11 protein-coding genes and 1 pseudogene are annotated in these 15345 nt (G+C 47.3%); 7 read left to right on the top strand and 5 right to left on the bottom strand.

The features are described 5' to 3' along the window. Positions 1 to 66 precede the first annotated feature (66 nt). From GVJ32_RS03440 to GVJ32_RS03430, 3 genes are all read right to left on the bottom strand, one after another. Entirely contained in the window at positions 67 to 969 is a 903-nt protein-coding gene (locus tag GVJ32_RS03440; RefSeq protein ID WP_159238666.1) for a tyrosine-protein phosphatase, read from the bottom strand. An 86-nt stretch (positions 970 to 1055) separates the two neighbouring features. Continuing rightward, positions 1056 to 3521, bottom strand: coding sequence for a TonB-dependent receptor (locus GVJ32_RS03435; RefSeq protein WP_159238665.1), 2466 nt, complete (start codon positions 3519 to 3521; stop codon positions 1056 to 1058). Between the two features lie 172 nt (positions 3522 to 3693). After that, positions 3694 to 4932 carry a hypothetical protein gene (locus tag GVJ32_RS03430; RefSeq protein WP_159238664.1) on the bottom strand — a complete coding sequence of 413 codons (1239 nt, stop codon included), beginning with the start codon at positions 4930 to 4932 and terminating at the stop codon, positions 3694 to 3696. Positions 4933 to 5977: 1045 nt separating this feature from the next. Between GVJ32_RS03430 and GVJ32_RS03420 the strand changes: the two genes are divergently transcribed. The 5 genes and pseudogenes from GVJ32_RS03420 to GVJ32_RS03405 all read left to right on the top strand — a co-directional run bounded on the left by GVJ32_RS03420 (position 5978) and on the right by GVJ32_RS03405 (position 12661). Then, entirely contained in the window at positions 5978 to 6829 is an 852-nt protein-coding gene (locus GVJ32_RS03420; protein WP_159238662.1) for a TIGR03619 family F420-dependent LLM class oxidoreductase, read from the top strand. 222 nt (positions 6830 to 7051) lie between these two features. Beyond that, positions 7052 to 8167: pseudogene (locus GVJ32_RS18535) on the top strand (monovalent cation:proton antiporter-2 (CPA2) family protein); the annotation flags it as partial. Then, a complete protein-coding gene (locus GVJ32_RS18530) occupies positions 8159 to 8848 on the top strand; it encodes an NAD-binding protein (RefSeq protein ID WP_435808064.1) in 690 nt (229 codons plus the stop codon). The pseudogene GVJ32_RS18535 and the gene GVJ32_RS18530, both read left to right, overlap by 9 nt. Positions 8849 to 9255: 407 nt before the next feature. Continuing rightward, on the top strand, positions 9256 to 11685 hold the full coding sequence (locus GVJ32_RS03410) for a TonB-dependent receptor (RefSeq protein ID WP_159238660.1): 2430 nt from the start codon (positions 9256 to 9258) through the stop codon (positions 11683 to 11685). A gap of 190 nt (positions 11686 to 11875) precedes the next feature. Then, complete coding sequence (locus GVJ32_RS03405) at positions 11876 to 12661, top strand: sulfite exporter TauE/SafE family protein (protein ID WP_235035030.1); 786 nt, start codon at positions 11876 to 11878, stop codon at positions 12659 to 12661. Here the strand turns inward: GVJ32_RS03405 and GVJ32_RS03400 are convergent. Then, a complete protein-coding gene (locus GVJ32_RS03400) occupies positions 12658 to 13062 on the bottom strand; it encodes a PaaI family thioesterase (RefSeq protein ID WP_159238659.1) in 405 nt (134 codons plus the stop codon). The two genes, GVJ32_RS03405 and GVJ32_RS03400, sit on opposite strands and share 4 nt — an antisense overlap. Positions 13063 to 13219: 157 nt before the next feature. Then, a complete protein-coding gene (locus GVJ32_RS03395) occupies positions 13220 to 13906 on the bottom strand; it encodes a MerR family transcriptional regulator (RefSeq protein ID WP_159238658.1) in 687 nt (228 codons plus the stop codon). Positions 13907 to 14112: 206 nt separating this feature from the next. Between GVJ32_RS03395 and GVJ32_RS03390 the strand changes: the two genes are divergently transcribed. Beyond that, positions 14113 to 14466, top strand: a complete 354-nt coding sequence (locus tag GVJ32_RS03390) for a DUF2834 domain-containing protein (protein WP_159238657.1) — start codon at positions 14113 to 14115, stop codon at positions 14464 to 14466. Between the two features lie 35 nt (positions 14467 to 14501). Next, on the top strand, positions 14502 to 15332 hold the full coding sequence (locus GVJ32_RS03385) for a metal-dependent hydrolase (RefSeq protein ID WP_159238656.1): 831 nt from the start codon (positions 14502 to 14504) through the stop codon (positions 15330 to 15332). The last annotated feature ends 13 nt before the right edge of the window (positions 15333 to 15345 follow it).

The following is a 15345-nucleotide window of genomic DNA, read 5'->3' as shown; positions in this document are numbered from 1 at the left end:
GTGAAGGTGCCGTGCTTAGTGCGCCGCGATAGTGCATATCTCTACGCTATCGCGGCTTATATGAGGCTATTGCAGGTACAGCGATCTTAATTTGGCGATATCTTTTTGATCTACACCAATAGCGCGTTCAAGATAGTTTTCTACCGAGCCGTATTGCTTTTCTATTTGTGCGAAGGCAATGCTGATATACGGTGTGCCATCTTGGGTGATGAGGGGTTTGGCGTCGGTGGCTTTGCCGTTATCGGTGTAATGCAGCATCATTTTTGCGAAGTCATTGGTTTTAGCCGCTTTTTTAAGGTCGACGCTACCCATTTCATTCTTTGGGTTGCGGTATTGGGTTGATAATAAATAATCTTCAATAATCACATCGCGGGGTACGCCGAGTGCGCTAAGTAGCATGGCTGATGCGAAGCCGGTGCGATCTTGGCCTGCTGAGCAATTCACCACTAGCGGCGTATTTTTATGTAAGAGTTCTGCAAAATACAGTTTTAATTGGGGCTGTAGTCGGTCAGCAATAGAGAGATAGAAATTTCCCGCGCCGTAGTTTTGTACGTCTTTACTTTTGAGCGAACTTTGTATGTCCTTAATACTGTACTGGTAATTTACATAATTGATATCGCTATTATGTTTAACCCACTGATTAGGGAATAAATCTAGCTCTTCCTGGGAGCGTAGATCGACCACTGTTTTAAAATTGTGTTGATTTAAATAAGCCTCGTCTTTGGCTGTTAAGTTTGCCATCGCGCCAGAGCGAAACAACATGCCGCTGCGAACGATTTTGTGATCGGTGGTTTGGTAGCCGCCTAAATCGCGAAAATTAGAGCCGCCCTCTAAGGGGAGTAAGCGAGACTGATGGGTGGTTTGCGCAGTGGCATTAGTCGTAGCCGTATTAGCGTAAACAGGAGAAAACTGTGTAAGGGTCAATACGCCGATGACGCTGCAGATCGATAGTAATTTGCGAGTATTCATAAAGTCCTCTGTTTTAGAAAAAATATCAAAAAGTTATCTTTAAGTGATGCGGGCCATGTATGTTGCCCCGCATCACTTTGCCGCTATTAAAAGTGCAGTCGTATTCCTAGTAAGTAGCGACGACCATAGCTTTCTGACTGATTGGTGGTGCCGTTGCCCGCATAACGTACATCGGTTTCATCGGTCAGGTTATTCGCGTTGGCGTAAACCGACATGGTCGCGCCTTGCAGGTCGAAGGGAAGCTCGTAGCTGATGGAAAGATCAACGCGTTCTTGTTCGCCCCAGTATTCGCTTGGGTCTTCAATTGGCGATATCCATTCATCACGGTATTGGTAGTTAATCCGCGCTGACAACCCAAAGTCTTCGTAAAATACTGAGAAGTTATAAAGTAAGTCTGAAGTGCCAGGCAGCTTATAGTTTTTCCCGTCGATGCCGGTAAACTCGCTGTCTAACATGGTGATGTTGGCGCTGACGCCAAGGCCGTGCGCGGTGTTAATCAAGTCGCTGGCATGGCCGACAAAGCTTAACTCCAAACCCTGCATTTCACCGTCGTCGCCGTTAACTGCGCCTTTGTAAACCCAGCGTTCGCCGGCTGCGCTGGGTAGATACACGCCGCCGTCTATGGTGCTGGTGTCGGCGTAAATAACATTGTCTATGGTGCGGTAGAATACACCGGCAGACAGTATGCTGGCGGGGGCAAAATACCATTCAATCGCGGTATCTATGCCGATTGCCTCTTCAGCGTCTAGGGTGGGGTTGCCGCCATCAACTTCTTTTTCGACAAGGTCGATTCGCGCTGCGGCACGCCATTCGTCGTAGGTTGGACGGTTAATACCGGTCGAGCCAGAAATGCGCAGCTTTAGGTTTTCGGCTAGATCAATATTGACGTGTACGCTTGGCAATATATTGTTGAAGTCGTCTTCAACCGATATCGCATTGCCGTTGACGACACCTTTGCTGCTGTAGTCGGTTTGCTCGAGTCTAGCGCCGGTGACGATATTGCCCCAGATAAATTCGGTGGTCGCCATAGCGTAAATCGCAATGATGTCTTCTTCTATATCTATCACACCGTCTTCGCTTGGTGTGACGGAGCCTAAGCCGCCAGTTGCAGCCCAAGCATTGCGCAGGCCTTTATTATTGTAATAGCTGGCGCCAATTGTATTGCTGGTGTTGCTGTCCCAGCCTGATCCAGTGTTGAAACTGTCGATGTTTATAGTGTCTGGGAAGGCTTTTACTGCAGGTGTTGCAATGAAGCCGTCAGCGTCGCGGCTATCGTGTTGTACGCCTATGCGTAACACGGCAGATTTGTTAAACCAATTAAAATCTCGTTCGGCATCGGCCTTGAATTTTAGCCCGTCTATATTGAGTTCTTGGCCATAGTGAATGCCAATGGTGGCTGCATAAGCGATGCTGTCGAGGTCGCGATCAAGATACAATTTAGGATCTTCGATATCGCTAAGGTCGTAGCTGCCTATAGCGCTGCCACCGACACTTTGGGGTATTGGCAGGTTCATAGAAAATTCGGTTTCGGTGGCATTGATACGAGTTTCTACACGCCAGTCGCTGAGCTGAAAGTCGGCACCGATGGTGTTCGATAAGGTCGAGTTTTCGTATTGGCCGTATTCCAGCAGGCGCGAGACGCTAAGCTCTTTGTTGCTGACTGCAGTGCCCGCCTCGGGATTGGTGACAGCAAAAACAAATTGGTTGCGCTGCTCTTTGTCGACGAATTCGCTGTATAGCGTAGAGACGAATACGCGCTGTAGTGTGTCGTCGCCACGGTATTCTAAGGTGCCGCCGTAGGCGCTGTCTTCGCGAGTAACTTTATAGCTGCGAAAATCTAATTCGTTAACAATGAGTTCGCCGTTGGCGTCGCGCTCTAAATCGTATTCGCGATTGTCGGTGATTTGTTCGCGGCTGTTTTCAGAGGCAAAGGCAACAAAGCCAAAATTGTCGTTTGACCATGAGCTGCGAAGGCCGTATTTGCTGATGTCGCCACCGCCCAAGTCCTGCTCGCCTAAGCCAACGTCTGCAGCAAAGGACCAGCCGTCTTGGGCGAAGGGGCTGAAGGTTTCGATGTTAATAAAGCCGGCAACCGATTCACCAGGCATGCTTGGCAAAATGGCTTTGTTTACTTCGACCTTGCGGGTAATAACCGATGGAATACTGTCGAAGCGGGGGATGCGTCCATTCTCTGCACCCGGCACATCTATGCCGTCAAAGGCGATGCTGGTGTAGCGGAAGGGGGCACCGCGCAAATTAATATAGCGTGCTTGGCCTTGGTCGCGCTCAATGGCGAGGCCGGGGAGGCGGCCGAGTGAGTCTGCTAAGTTTTGATCAGGAAAACGACCAATGGTATCTGCAGAAATAATTTCGACGTAGTTGTCAGCAAATTTTTTGGCGTCGAAGGCAGCCTGTTGACTATCGCGAATAGGGGCGGCGGTAACGGTTATTATTTCCATTGGCTTTTCGTCGGCTTGTGCGACAAATGGCACGGTACTGACAATGCCACCCAATACTATTGCGGATAACTTCTGTACGGCATGTGAAGTCATGCGGGTAATCTCCTGCTCTAAGGCTAAGGTGTGAAAAAATTCGGCAGGGGGATTGTCGTGATTTTCTATTTCGATGATGTGACAAAGACATCTTTGCGTGTTTAGAGATGTCTCTAAAGCGAGTTTGAGACGAGTTGTGATGCGTAGTTGTTTGAATTTAAAGCTATTTTTTTTAAGTGTGCGATGCGGTGGCGGCTTTTGATGCAGAACGGCATTTGTGCTCAAAAAATACTATATCGCTGGGCTCGATGGCGAGGCGGTATTTAAAGCGGGCGGTTTGCGGGTCGCGTTCTAGTTCAAATAAATACGGAGTGGCTAGGGTTTCACCTAATACTTGGCAGAGTTCATCTTTTATTTTGCTGCGGTTCTGGTCTAGGGTTTTAGCGCGTAGCCCTTTTTCTTCTAAATCGTTTATGGCTTTGTAGTGGCCGCCGTATTGCTGCATCAAATTAATTAGCTGGCTGTCGGTGCTGCGGTCGGCTCGGTTTGATGGCGGGTTAATAAACCAGCCTTCGTTGCCATCGGTATTTTGATGGCGTTGCTGCGCGTACCAAACGTAATAAAAGAAGGGAGTTGAGGGGAGCTTTATATCTACGCCGTGAATAGCGATATGACCTGTTGCGAGGTAAAAGCTTAGGGTGGCGGGTGCCAAACAAATGTGAATGGCTTGTTCAAATTGTTCGGGGTGCTTTTGTAGTCCGTAGCTAAGCCAATCTAGTTGAGCGGTATTACTATTTTTGAATCCGCCTGTATCTAAAAATTTCAGTATCGCGGCGGTGTGCTGGGGAGCCTTAGCGACAACGATGTTTAATGCTTGCGCTTGCGTGGGATTGCAGCGATTGGTTGAGGCGCATAAGGCAATGGCATCTGAACGTGAGTGGCCGTGGGCAAGCAAGATGCTAACAAGTTGTTTGTTGTTGCCATGAAGTGGTTTGTTGATGCTCGCCAGCAAAGCGGCTGAAAGTATCGCTAGAATGAATTGGCTGAATATAAGTGATGACCAGTTGTGTTGGCAATTTAAGCCTAAGCTCATTCTATGAGGGTGCTCATTGACCGACCAGTTTACGGTGATTGTTCGTAAGACTGAGGAGGGGGAGTGATAGGTCTTGCCATATAGGCTTTGTACTTGAGCTTGGCAATATTTAATGTTGTTGAGACGGCCAGTCATCGGTAGAAATGCTAAGTCTTGGTTAATTCTGCTCACTAAAAAATTATTTAATAATTCGTGCTGAGAGTCATTAATACCTGCGCCGATAATTTTTTCAGGAAGGCTATTATTTAGCTCGGTTTCAAGGCTGTTAGCGGCATTATTTAGGCTTAGCTGGTAGCTTAGGGCGCTCAACCCGATTAAACCGCAGAACAAAACACCAAAGAATAATAAAATACGCTGACGCCCATAATTCATAAACATGCAGACTCTTCTGACGACGGGCTACGTCCAGAGCTAAGCAGTGGTTCGTAAACACTCAGGCTGTTTACTATGGCGCATTTTATTTGCTCAATATTGTTTAGCTTTAGTAATTTATTCTTTATAAACCATGCGCCAGATGACACCTCGCTATCAATTAATGTACTGTAAATTTTTGCACGATCTTTACTTTGAATCAGCGACAACGGTGCACTAATAATGTCGACTTCATTATTGTAAAACGCGTTATAGAGTGCGCTGGGGNCGGTATAAAATTTTTGCTGTTTCGCGCTTAGGGTGATGCCGGCTTGTCGTAGTGCGCTCATTGGTTGTAAATAGTGGGTTTGGCTTTGTGGGTCGTGCGAAAAGCCAATGGTTTTATCTTTGAGATAGTCAGTGTTTATATTTGGTGGGCTGTCTTTGCTTAGCCAAAATAATTTATAGGTGGGGGTGTCTAGCAGGGTGGTATAAAAATTAGAAAACGCCGGCACCAAGCCGTTCACCACATGGTAGCGATTCCAAAATATATCAAAATCTTCATCGAGAATATGCCTAGCCCCAAGGTAGGCGCGTGGCCGCCATCGTATTTCGACGGAAGAAAACGTTTGTTGAATAACATCATTATTGCAAAGTGCGTCGGCTAGCTCGGTTGCGTAGCTAAAAAATAGTGTAAGCACACGAAAGCTGCCTTGGGCTTGAGCGTTGCCAGTAGTGCATTGGTAGCTGCGGTAGTCGCTAAGTTCGACGGCGTTTATCTGTGTTTTAGACAGATAGGCAGAGACCGTCAGCGGTAGGCAAATAGCCAAGCTCAGTAGTAAATAATAGGTGGCGCGGTTAGCGCTAATGAGCGGAGCGGGCAGCATCATTAGTTCAGTCTAAAAAACTTCATAATACGACGTATTTTTTACAGTTATGTTACGGCGGGCTTTGCAGTGTTTAGTTGATGGGATGTTTTGTGGCGGTGTGCCTCATCAAAGTGGGGTATACACGCTGCGATATTGGTGCACTACACTCTGGCAGATAAGTAATAACAATAAGAGGCGATTCCATGCATCTTGGCTTTAGTTCAATGAATACGGTGAATGACCCAGACCCAGCTCAACTTGCGCGGGTTTTGGAGCAGGCGGGTTTTGAGTCGCTATGGTACGGCGAGCACAGCCATATTCCACGTTGCCGAACTACCGCGTATCCGCCGGGCGGTGAATTGCCAGAACCTTATAAAGAGATGATGGACCCGTATGTTTCTTTGATGGCGGCAGCTTCTGCGACCAGTCATTTAAAGCTGGGTACGGGCATCGCGCTGCTGATGGAGCGTGAGCTGTTTTCTCAAGCAAAAACTATTGCGAGTTTAGATCGCTTGTCTGGTGGCCGCGTCATTATTGGTACTGGTGTGGGTTGGAATCAGGAGGAGTTTGAAAATGCCACGAGCTTGCCGTGGCAACGCCGTTACTTGGTGATGAAAGAAACGGTGGCGGCGACACGGGTATTGTTTCGCGATGAAGCGCCGGAGTATCACGGAGAATTTATTAATTTTGATCCTGTGTGGTTTGAGCCAAAGCCGCTACATATTCCTGAAATGATATTTGGTGCGATGGGGCCGTTGGGCGTGCGTCATGCCGCGCAGTGGGCGGATGGCTGGATGCCGGTTGATGTTGCCTTGCCTGATGTGGGGGCGGCGGTTAAGGATTTTCGGCGCCAGGTTAGCGAGTTTGGCCGAGACCCCGACAAGGTCGAGATTACCTTGGTGGTCATGGCTGAGGTGACGCCAGACTTATTAAAGCAGTATCGCGACGCGGGTATTAGTCGCTGTAATATTGGCGTTGGCATGCAAAACTGGAATAAGCCAGAGATTGTTATGCCGATGATCGAGCGGTTTTCAACGCTCATTTCTGAATTGTAATAGGTCTTTTCTCTCTGGCGCTTGAGGATTACTCAAGTGTCTGGCGTTGAGCTAAATCACACGTATTGTTTTCGTCACCACCCTTGCTTATGGTCGAGGGTGGCGATTTTATCGTCTTCCTTAAATTTTACCCGCTACAAAATTTGGCAATCAGCGCATCCTATTTTTGATCAAGCCGGTTATGATGGTTTTGAATTAAATTCCCGCCCTTAGGAGAAGCCCATGCCACATGAAAGCAGTCTATTGCAGGCAACCCTTGTTTTACTGTTGGCGGCGGTGCTGGTTGTGCCCTTGGCCAAACGTTTACAGCTGGGCGCGGTACTGGGCTACTTAATTGCAGGGGTGGTGATTGGCCCAGCGGCGCTGCAACTCATACATAACCCCGAAAACGTTGCGCACTTCTCCGAGTTTGGCGTGGTACTCCTGCTGTTTATTATTGGCCTAGAGCTATCCCCCAGACGTTTATGGTTAATGCGTAAAGCGGTATTTGGTGTTGGCTTGGCGCAGGTTACCTTGAGTGGATTGCTAATTGGCGGAATTGCCTATTTTGGATTTTCTCAGTCGTGGCAAAGCAGTGTGGTTTTGGGGTTGGGCTTGGCGCTGTCGTCCACGGCCTTCGGCTTACAAATATTGGCCGAGCGCAAGCAGCTAAACAGCTCGCATGGGCGTTTGGCCTTTGCGATATTGCTGTTTCAAGATATTGCGGCGATTCCCTTAATCGCATTGGTGCCGCTGTTGAGCGGTGGGTCGAGTGTAGACGAGGCCGGTGCAAGCTCGGTGCTACGAATTTTGTTGAGTATTGCCGCAGTCATTATTGGTGGGCGGTATTTGCTGCGGCCCATATTCCGCATGGTCGCAAGAACGGGCCTACAAGAAGTGTCGACCGCGACCGCGTTATTAGTAGTGGTAGGCACTGCGTGGTTGATGGATGCCGTTGGGGTGTCGATGGCCTTGGGGGCATTTCTTGCTGGTTTACTACTGGCAGATTCTGAATATCGCCATGAGTTGGAATCGCAAATAGAGCCTTTTAAAGGTTTGCTGCTCGGTTTGTTTTTTATTAGCGTTGGTATGAGTGCTGATATCCATTTGTTGGTCACGATGCCCTTGGTGGTGCTGGGCTTAACTGTATTGTTGATGGTTATAAAACTGCCGATTCTTGCCTTGGTGGGCAGCGCGCTGGGCGGCTTGGATCGGCGCAGTGCATTGCGCTTAGGTATTGTGTTGGCGGCCGGCGGCGAATTTGCCTTTGTTGTATTTCAAATTGCGAAAGATCAGCAACTATTAAGTCCACAGTTACATAGTACTTTAATTTTGGCCATTACCTTGTCGATGGCGCTCACGCCGCTCCTGATTATTTTATTGGCACGCATCCTCAAGCCAAAGCCGGTGGTGAAAGAAGTGCCGCCGGAATATGAGCAAATTGAAAGTGATGAGCCCCGTGTGGTGATTATTGGTATGGGCCGAATGGGGCAAATTGTTGCCCGTATTTTGCGGGCGCAACGGGTGCCATTTGTGGCATTGGATTTGTCGGTAGATACCATCGACCTGTCGCGTAGTATCGACAGCATGCCGGTGTTTTACGGCGATCCTTTGCGGCCAGAAATACTGCGGGCAGTCGGCGCGGATAAAGCTGAATATTTTGTACTCACCGCTGACGACCCAGAAACCAATATTAAAATTACAGAGCTAGTCAGTCGCCTGTATCCCCATATTAAGTTTATTGCGCGGGCCCGCAGCCGCTTTCACGTGCACCGTCTATTGGAACTGGGGGCTAGGCCGATTCGAGAAACCTTCCATTCAAGCCTAGAGATTAGTCGAGAGACATTAATTGGCTTAGGTTTAAGTCCAGATCGGGCGGAGGCACGTATACAAAGATTCCGGCGCCATGATGAAGAGCTTTTAGCTGAGCAGCATAAAATGTTTGATGACCGAGAAGCCTTAATTCAAAGTGCGCGAGACGCTCATGATGAGCTACAGGCCTTATTTGACGCCGATGTGATTGAAGAAAAAGGGGTGTGAGCGCCTAAGGGTGTCGCGACGAATCTTTCGCTGCTTGCTGTTGTGACTGGAGTTGCCTGAATGTGCATATTTTGGAGTGTTTGTGCGTGTTTGTTGTTACAGATCATAAAAACAGTTTAAACGCCTTGTAAGATGGTTTTTCCTGTTATACGCTCACATTGTCGTAGAAAGGCGCCTAGTTAAGTGTGTTGTGAAGTATAAAAAGCGTTATTATCTTGCCGGTCAATAACTAAGTTCATAAAAATCAGCTACTTATAAAATAGTTTCAAGATGGTTGAATTTCATGTACATTATACGCATGCTTATGAAAAGCATACTGAATGTAATGGTGATTGCTACATAGATTGGCGGCGCCAAAAGACAAATAATATTAAGTAGTAAAGTCAAAGTGGGTGGGGTCATTAACAATGAAGAAAACTAGACTAGCAGTTGCTATAGCGGCAGTGTCTGTTTTTTCTGTGGGCGCAGTAGCGCAATCAGAAAAAGCGCCAGCAAAAAAACGCAGTAACCGACTTCTTGAGGAAGTTGTGGTTACCGCGCAAAAGCGTGAAGAAGATTCACAAGATGTACCTATTGCAATACAGGCATTCTCAGGCGATAAGCTAGATGCCTTTAATATTGAAGATACCGCTGACCTTCAGCGTATCACTCCGGGTTTAACGTTCACTTACACCTTTGGTTACACGCTGATTTATCTGCGTGGCGTGGGTAGTGACGCGTTTTTGCCGAACGCCGATCCCAGTGTGGCAACGTACATTGACGGCATTAACATTCCCGCCAGTCAGGGTAAGCAAGACACCTTGGGCCCAGTAAAACGGGTTGAGGTACTGAAAGGTCCGCAGGGTACTTTGTTTGGTCGTAACGCGACTGCAGGTGCGATCAGTATTATTACTGAAGATCCGCCGGTTGATGAAATTGTCGGTAACGTCAAATTTGTGACGGGCAATTACGGAAGCGAAGAGTACCAAGCGTATTTAGGTTTACCCATCGTAGATGGCCTAGGTATTACCTTGGCGGCGTTTAAAGATGGTCATGAGAACTACGGTAAAAACTTCAATAACGGCGTAGAACAGCCTATTCGGGAAGATTTCTCGGAAGGCGGACGCGTTAAAATAAAGTGGGATAGCGACGACTTCTCTGCAACGTTGATTGGCTCTTACGTTAACCAGTTTAACGGTAACTCCCTAACCCAAGAAAATACTCGCCCGTCTTTGGTTCTTGGTGCGGGTGCACGGGTTGACGAGGCTGATCGCAATACTGAAACCAACTTTGAAGGTGGTAACGGTACGATTAACACTATGTTCGGTGCCATATTGGAATGGCGCCCCGGTCCTGTGGATTTAAAATTCACCTATGCTGATCAGTTGGCTGACGTTGACTTTGGTCAATTCGACTATGACTCGACTGATGAAGACCGCTCGGGCTTCTTTGTTTACGACCAGTACAACGATCAGCAGACCTATGAATTCCAAGTGCTTTCGAACTCAGAAACTCCTGGTTCAGATAGCTTTGAGTGGGTTGCGGGCTATTACCGTCTAGAGGCAGAGGGTGGTTTCGGCCGTTTGTTCTTCTTTGTTAACAACGGTCTGGCTACTGGTCCTCTTACTAGCATCTTAGATCCTATTGTCGCGCCGTTAGGCTTGAATATCGGCGGCCTTTTGGCGGGCCTTCCAAAGGTTACTTTAGAATCTGGTGGCCTGCTTTACACCGAGTCTGATGCGGTTTACTTCCAGGGTACGTATAGCTTTAACGAGTCTTGGAACTTGACCTTAGGTGCTCGCTACCAAGAAGAGACGCGTGAGATTGGCAATACCAATTTGTATCTGGTTGACACGCTTACACCAGGCATTACACAGAGTTATTACGAGGGTAATGACTATTCGCGGAATACCTTGATTTCCGAGTTTGGTGGCCCGCCGTTAGAAGAAGAAACCTTTTCGCCAAAAATCTCATTGCAGTGGTTCCCCAACGAAACCACGCAGGTATATACCTCATTACAGCGTGGTTATAAGAGCCCGACCTATAACATCGTAAACTTCTTCGGTAACCCAGATGCGGTTGAAGGTGAAGAGGCGACGGCTGCTGAATTGGGTATTAAGTCTGAGTGGCTGGACGGTACGCTGCAACTTAACGGTGCGATCTTCGCGACTGAAACCAAGAACTTGTTATCTGGTATTGTTTCGTTCACCTCTGGTGCGATTGTGCGGTACGCCAACGCCGGCGCTGCAGAAGCGAAAGGTATTGAGTTTGATATGCAGTGGCAGCCTTTGCCAAACCTGAATCCAGGCTTGGCAATCACGGGTGGCGCTACCTACGTGAACTCAGAGTTTACCGACTATGAAAACGGTGAAGGCTTTGATGATACAACTGGTTTGTACTTCGGCCCAGGCGGTCTAGAAGATATTCCACTTGGCTTGCTAGGTATCGAACTACCGGTTTCTACTGGTGCTCTTGTCAATGGTCCGCGTAGTTTTACGGGTAACCAGGTGCCACGTTCACCAAAATTCACCTCGTCGGTTTCAGTTAACCAATACATCGACATTGGCGATTTTGGCGGGCTTGAAGTTGCTGTGGATTACTCCTACAAAAGTGAGTTTTTCACTACGCCGCAGAACTCACCGTTCTACGTGCAAGATCAGTATGAAATCTGGTCTCTGCGTACCAGCTACTTCTACGATCCCTGGGGCCTTCAGTTAACGGCCTTTGTTGATAACGCGAAGGACAAAGAATATTTCTCAAGTATTCTGCAGCAAGACTTTGGTCGCAGCGTAACACTAGCTCCACCACGTCTTTATGGCTTAAAAGTTAAGTGGGATTTTGACGCTTTCCTGAACTAATCATGCTTGCTTAGCCTGGGTGATATTTTAATACCATCCGCTAAGCCCTCTAAGCCGAGCACATGCTCGGCTTTTTTTCGTCTGGTGATAATGAGCTTAGGCCTACAAGTCTATAGAATGGAAAACATCTTAGTGCGCAGATGTTAAGCTTGGCGCATATCCGAAAATGACAGCCTTGGGCTGTTGTTCAATGTTTGTTTATAAGGGTTATATTGCGGTGATCGTCGATCCCTTTTTCTATTTTTGCGCCATACCAGCGATACTGATTTTTGGTATGGCAAAAGGGGGCTTTGGCGGTGGCATCGCAGTGGTGTCGGTGCCGCTAATGAGTTTGGCGATTTCACCTGTGCAGGCGGCGGCAATATTGTTGCCCATATTGCTGGTGATGGATGCGGTGGCGCTGTGGAGTTTTCGTGGGCAGTGGGACAAAGCCAATATAAAAATATTAGTGCCGGGGGCCGTGATCGGTATTGCGCTTGGTAGTGTCGGCTTCCGCTATTTATCTGAAGATATGATTCGAATTTTAATTGGCCTCATTGCAGTGGTGTTTTGTTTGAATTACTGGCTTAAAAAACTAGCTGTTGCCGCGCAGGGGCCGAGTGTTATCCGTGGTGGGTTTTGGGGGGCTGTAGCGGGTTTTACTAGTTTTGGTATTCACGCGGGCGGCCCGCCAGTAAATATGTATTTGCTTCCTCAGCGTTTAGAAAAGTCATTGTTGATGGGCACCATGGCGATATTCTTTGCCGTGGTGAACGTGATTAAACTCATTCCCTATAGCTTGCAGGGCAGCTTTGACCACACTAATTTAGTAACCGCTGCGGTGCTGATGCCGGTGGCGCCAATTGGTGTACGGTTGGGGTTTTATTTGTTGCATAAAGTGAGTGAGCAGACCATCTATCGCATCTGCTACTTTTTCTTGTTTGTAGTGGGTATAAAGCTCTTGTTTGATGGTGGCGTTGGAGTTCTTGCGAATTAAGCACTAGGAATTGCGTAGGTGCCAACCGCATGAGCGACCATTCGTTCATCGCCCTCTGAATATAGTGCTACTTCCCCGATTATTAATTTACGCCCCACTTTAATGAGTTTGCACTCACCGATAATGTCCTTGTCGGCGCTGGGTTTGCGCAAAAAATTAATATTGAGGTTAGTGGTGACTGCCAGTGCGACTATGCCTATTTCTCCCAGAATGGCGGCATAAAGCCCCACGTCGGCGGTGGTCATTAACGTTGGGCCTGAGACGGTGCCACCTGGTCTTAAGGCGTGCACGTCAACACGGTAGCGTACAGTGGCAGACTGCGGGCCGATGGCGTCTACCGAGCAAGGACTTTGAGGGAATTCTGCGGCGAGAAACTCGCTAATATTTTGTAGCTTTGTCATTTAATGCGCTCACTATTTTTTCGTTATTTGTGTAAGCCTTCGCTTGTGAATTATTGAGGCGTACACTGACTCTCGGTCTGCTTGCGTGTAAGTTGATATCGGTCACGATTGTTCTAAGTTGACCTGGCGGAGAAGCACGGTGAATGTCATATCTAAATTACAACATGTGCTTCAAGGCGTGCATCGTTGCTTTTATTCTCAGTAATGAAAACAGGTTCAATGTTATTTTGCTACCGGCTTGCGCCATCGCTGCTTTGTGTTCTACGGAATATGTGGGAGAGGTGTGGCTTAGAAATGCGTTTACCTCTGCATTAGCTAGCTCTTTTGCCGCATTGACATGAATAGACACAATATCTGCGTTAAACCCCTCTTCTTCGGTAAAGCCCGCTGCCCGCATGTCGCCCCAGCAGGCAACTATTTGGGCGTCTAGGTGTGTTAGGTAAAGCTTTTCGTTTCGATTAACTAGCTTGATTGCCCCGATACGCCCTAGGCTCGCTGCGTCCTTTTCTGCGTGGGGGAAGCGCGGCAGAAGTGATTCGAGTGATACTAGCTCTAGGTCTACTCCTGAATGAGCTGCAAAGAGCTCGTCAATATGTGGGTATACCGCGGTATTTGCTGGGTGTCGCCCTGGATTTCCGGACAGTAATTGCTTTATTTCTTCGATACTTAAACGCCCCTCAGATTGAAGTTGGCGAATAGAGCGAAGGGCGTTGATGTGCTGCTCGTTGTAAATAGCGACATTGCGTTTTGGGCGCTCTGGCTCCGGTAGCATGCCATTGTTTATGTAATGCTGAATCATTTTGCGGTTGATACCACTTAATTTCTCTAGTTCACGCATCTTCATTGCAATAGGGTCTCACTACTTTTAGCTATCTTGCCTAAATAAGCCTTGCTAGGTAATGTTGTGCAAGCTTACTTTTTGCGTATAATGGATAACTCGATTATACATTATGTCGAGTGATTAGGTTTGCTGCGTGTCTTTCATGGCTATTGTCCAGCAGATACAGCGCTTAGAAAAAAATCACGATCATTTTTAATGGGAAGCTAAATATGAAAAGTATAAGTATAAAGCATTGGGTGTTCATTATATTTGGGGTTGCGGCACTATTATTAACTTGGCCATATGCATTTGATTGGATGCGTAATGGCGGCAATATTTTAAACCCCATTGCTTTTTTTGGTGACGCCATAGACGCAGGCGGAACCGCGTCATTTTTAAGTATCGACATGATGATCGCCTGGGCTGTTTTCATGATCTGGGTGGTGTTCGATTGCGACCGTATTGGTGCCGGTAAAAAATGGGGATGGTTCTTTGTTGCACTGTCGTACATCGGTGTGTCGTTTACCTTTCCCATATATCTCGTATTTCGAGAGCGCTACATAGACAAACATCGCGGCGAATAATTTTTTAATTAACTTTTAGTTACGGAGTGTGCGATATGAAAGTGCGACATATACAAATTGACTATACAGATTCTGAGTTGCATTGGACGCCGGACACGCCTGAGTTTGCCCAGTTTTGGAATGCATCATCGACATATTTACCGTATCTCGAACCGTTTCTAAATCGGACGGTTCGCGCGGGTATCGCAATGCTGGAAGATTGCGAAGAAAACGCTGAGCTAATTAATGACTGTAAGATTTTCATCCAACAAGAGACTCGGCATTTTAAAAATCACGCGAGATATAATGAAAAATTACGTGCGAGTGGCTACCCAGAATTAGCGCAGCGAGAAAAGAAAATGCAGGCGGATTATAAGGGCTTTGGAGAAAACCGAAGCCACAAATTCTGTCTTGCTTATACCGAAGGATTTGAAACCCTAGGTCTGATCATGGCCTGTTATTTTTTGGAAGGCGCTAAAGAACTTGAATCACCGACAGTGTGTGATCCCACGCTTGATTTGTGGCGCTGGCATTTGGCAGAAGAATATGAGCATCGTCATGTAGCCTTTAAACTTTTTCATAAATTGTATAAAAGCTATTGGTACAGATTGTTTGGAATCATGTACGCCGGTCCGCATATGCTCAAATATATGTTTAATACCGCGTTCTATATTATTTCTGAGGATCGTAAGTCTGGAAAAATCGCAGACCCTTGGAGAAGCCGTCTACGGATGTTGGGTGTCAGTTGCAGAATGTTTGCCTTCGTAATTCCTCGGCTTTTAAAGTCATTTCACCCTAGTTATGACCCGCTAAATGCTGCTGAGCCGCGTGAGTCTATGAGAGTACTTGCGCAGGCTGAGGAAAAATGGGGGCCAGCCTCTAGTTGATAGACTGAAATTC

This window comes from Zhongshania aliphaticivorans, assembly GCF_902705855.1.
GTDB classification, from domain to species: domain Bacteria; phylum Pseudomonadota; class Gammaproteobacteria; order Pseudomonadales; family Spongiibacteraceae; genus Spongiibacter; species Spongiibacter aliphaticivorans_B.
Note: the sequence above shows the minus strand (reverse complement) of the source record. Positions and strands in the feature narration are given on the sequence as shown.

What these genes read in the sequence shown, in the direction of transcription:
- GVJ32_RS03385 (WP_159238656.1), top strand. Translation starts at nt 14,502, where the DNA reads ATGAAAGTGCGACATATACAAATTGACTATACAGATTCTGAGTTGCAT.
- GVJ32_RS03430 (WP_159238664.1), bottom strand. Translation starts at nt 4,932, where the DNA reads ATGTTTATGAATTATGGGCGTCAGCGTATTTTATTATTCTTTGGTGTT.
- GVJ32_RS03440 (WP_159238666.1), bottom strand. Translation starts at nt 969, where the DNA reads ATGAATACTCGCAAATTACTATCGATCTGCAGCGTCATCGGCGTATTG.
- GVJ32_RS03405 (WP_235035030.1), top strand. Translation starts at nt 11,876, where the DNA reads ATGTTTGTTTATAAGGGTTATATTGCGGTGATCGTCGATCCCTTTTTC.
- GVJ32_RS18530 (WP_435808064.1), top strand. Translation starts at nt 8,159, where the DNA reads ATGGCGCTCACGCCGCTCCTGATTATTTTATTGGCACGCATCCTCAAG.
- GVJ32_RS03420 (WP_159238662.1), top strand. Translation starts at nt 5,978, where the DNA reads ATGCATCTTGGCTTTAGTTCAATGAATACGGTGAATGACCCAGACCCA.
- GVJ32_RS03435 (WP_159238665.1), bottom strand. Translation starts at nt 3,521, where the DNA reads ATGACTTCACATGCCGTACAGAAGTTATCCGCAATAGTATTGGGTGGC.
- GVJ32_RS03390 (WP_159238657.1), top strand. Translation starts at nt 14,113, where the DNA reads ATGAAAAGTATAAGTATAAAGCATTGGGTGTTCATTATATTTGGGGTT.
- GVJ32_RS03400 (WP_159238659.1), bottom strand. Translation starts at nt 13,062, where the DNA reads ATGACAAAGCTACAAAATATTAGCGAGTTTCTCGCCGCAGAATTCCCT.
- GVJ32_RS03395 (WP_159238658.1), bottom strand. Translation starts at nt 13,906, where the DNA reads ATGAAGATGCGTGAACTAGAGAAATTAAGTGGTATCAACCGCAAAATG.
- GVJ32_RS03410 (WP_159238660.1), top strand. Translation starts at nt 9,256, where the DNA reads ATGAAGAAAACTAGACTAGCAGTTGCTATAGCGGCAGTGTCTGTTTTT.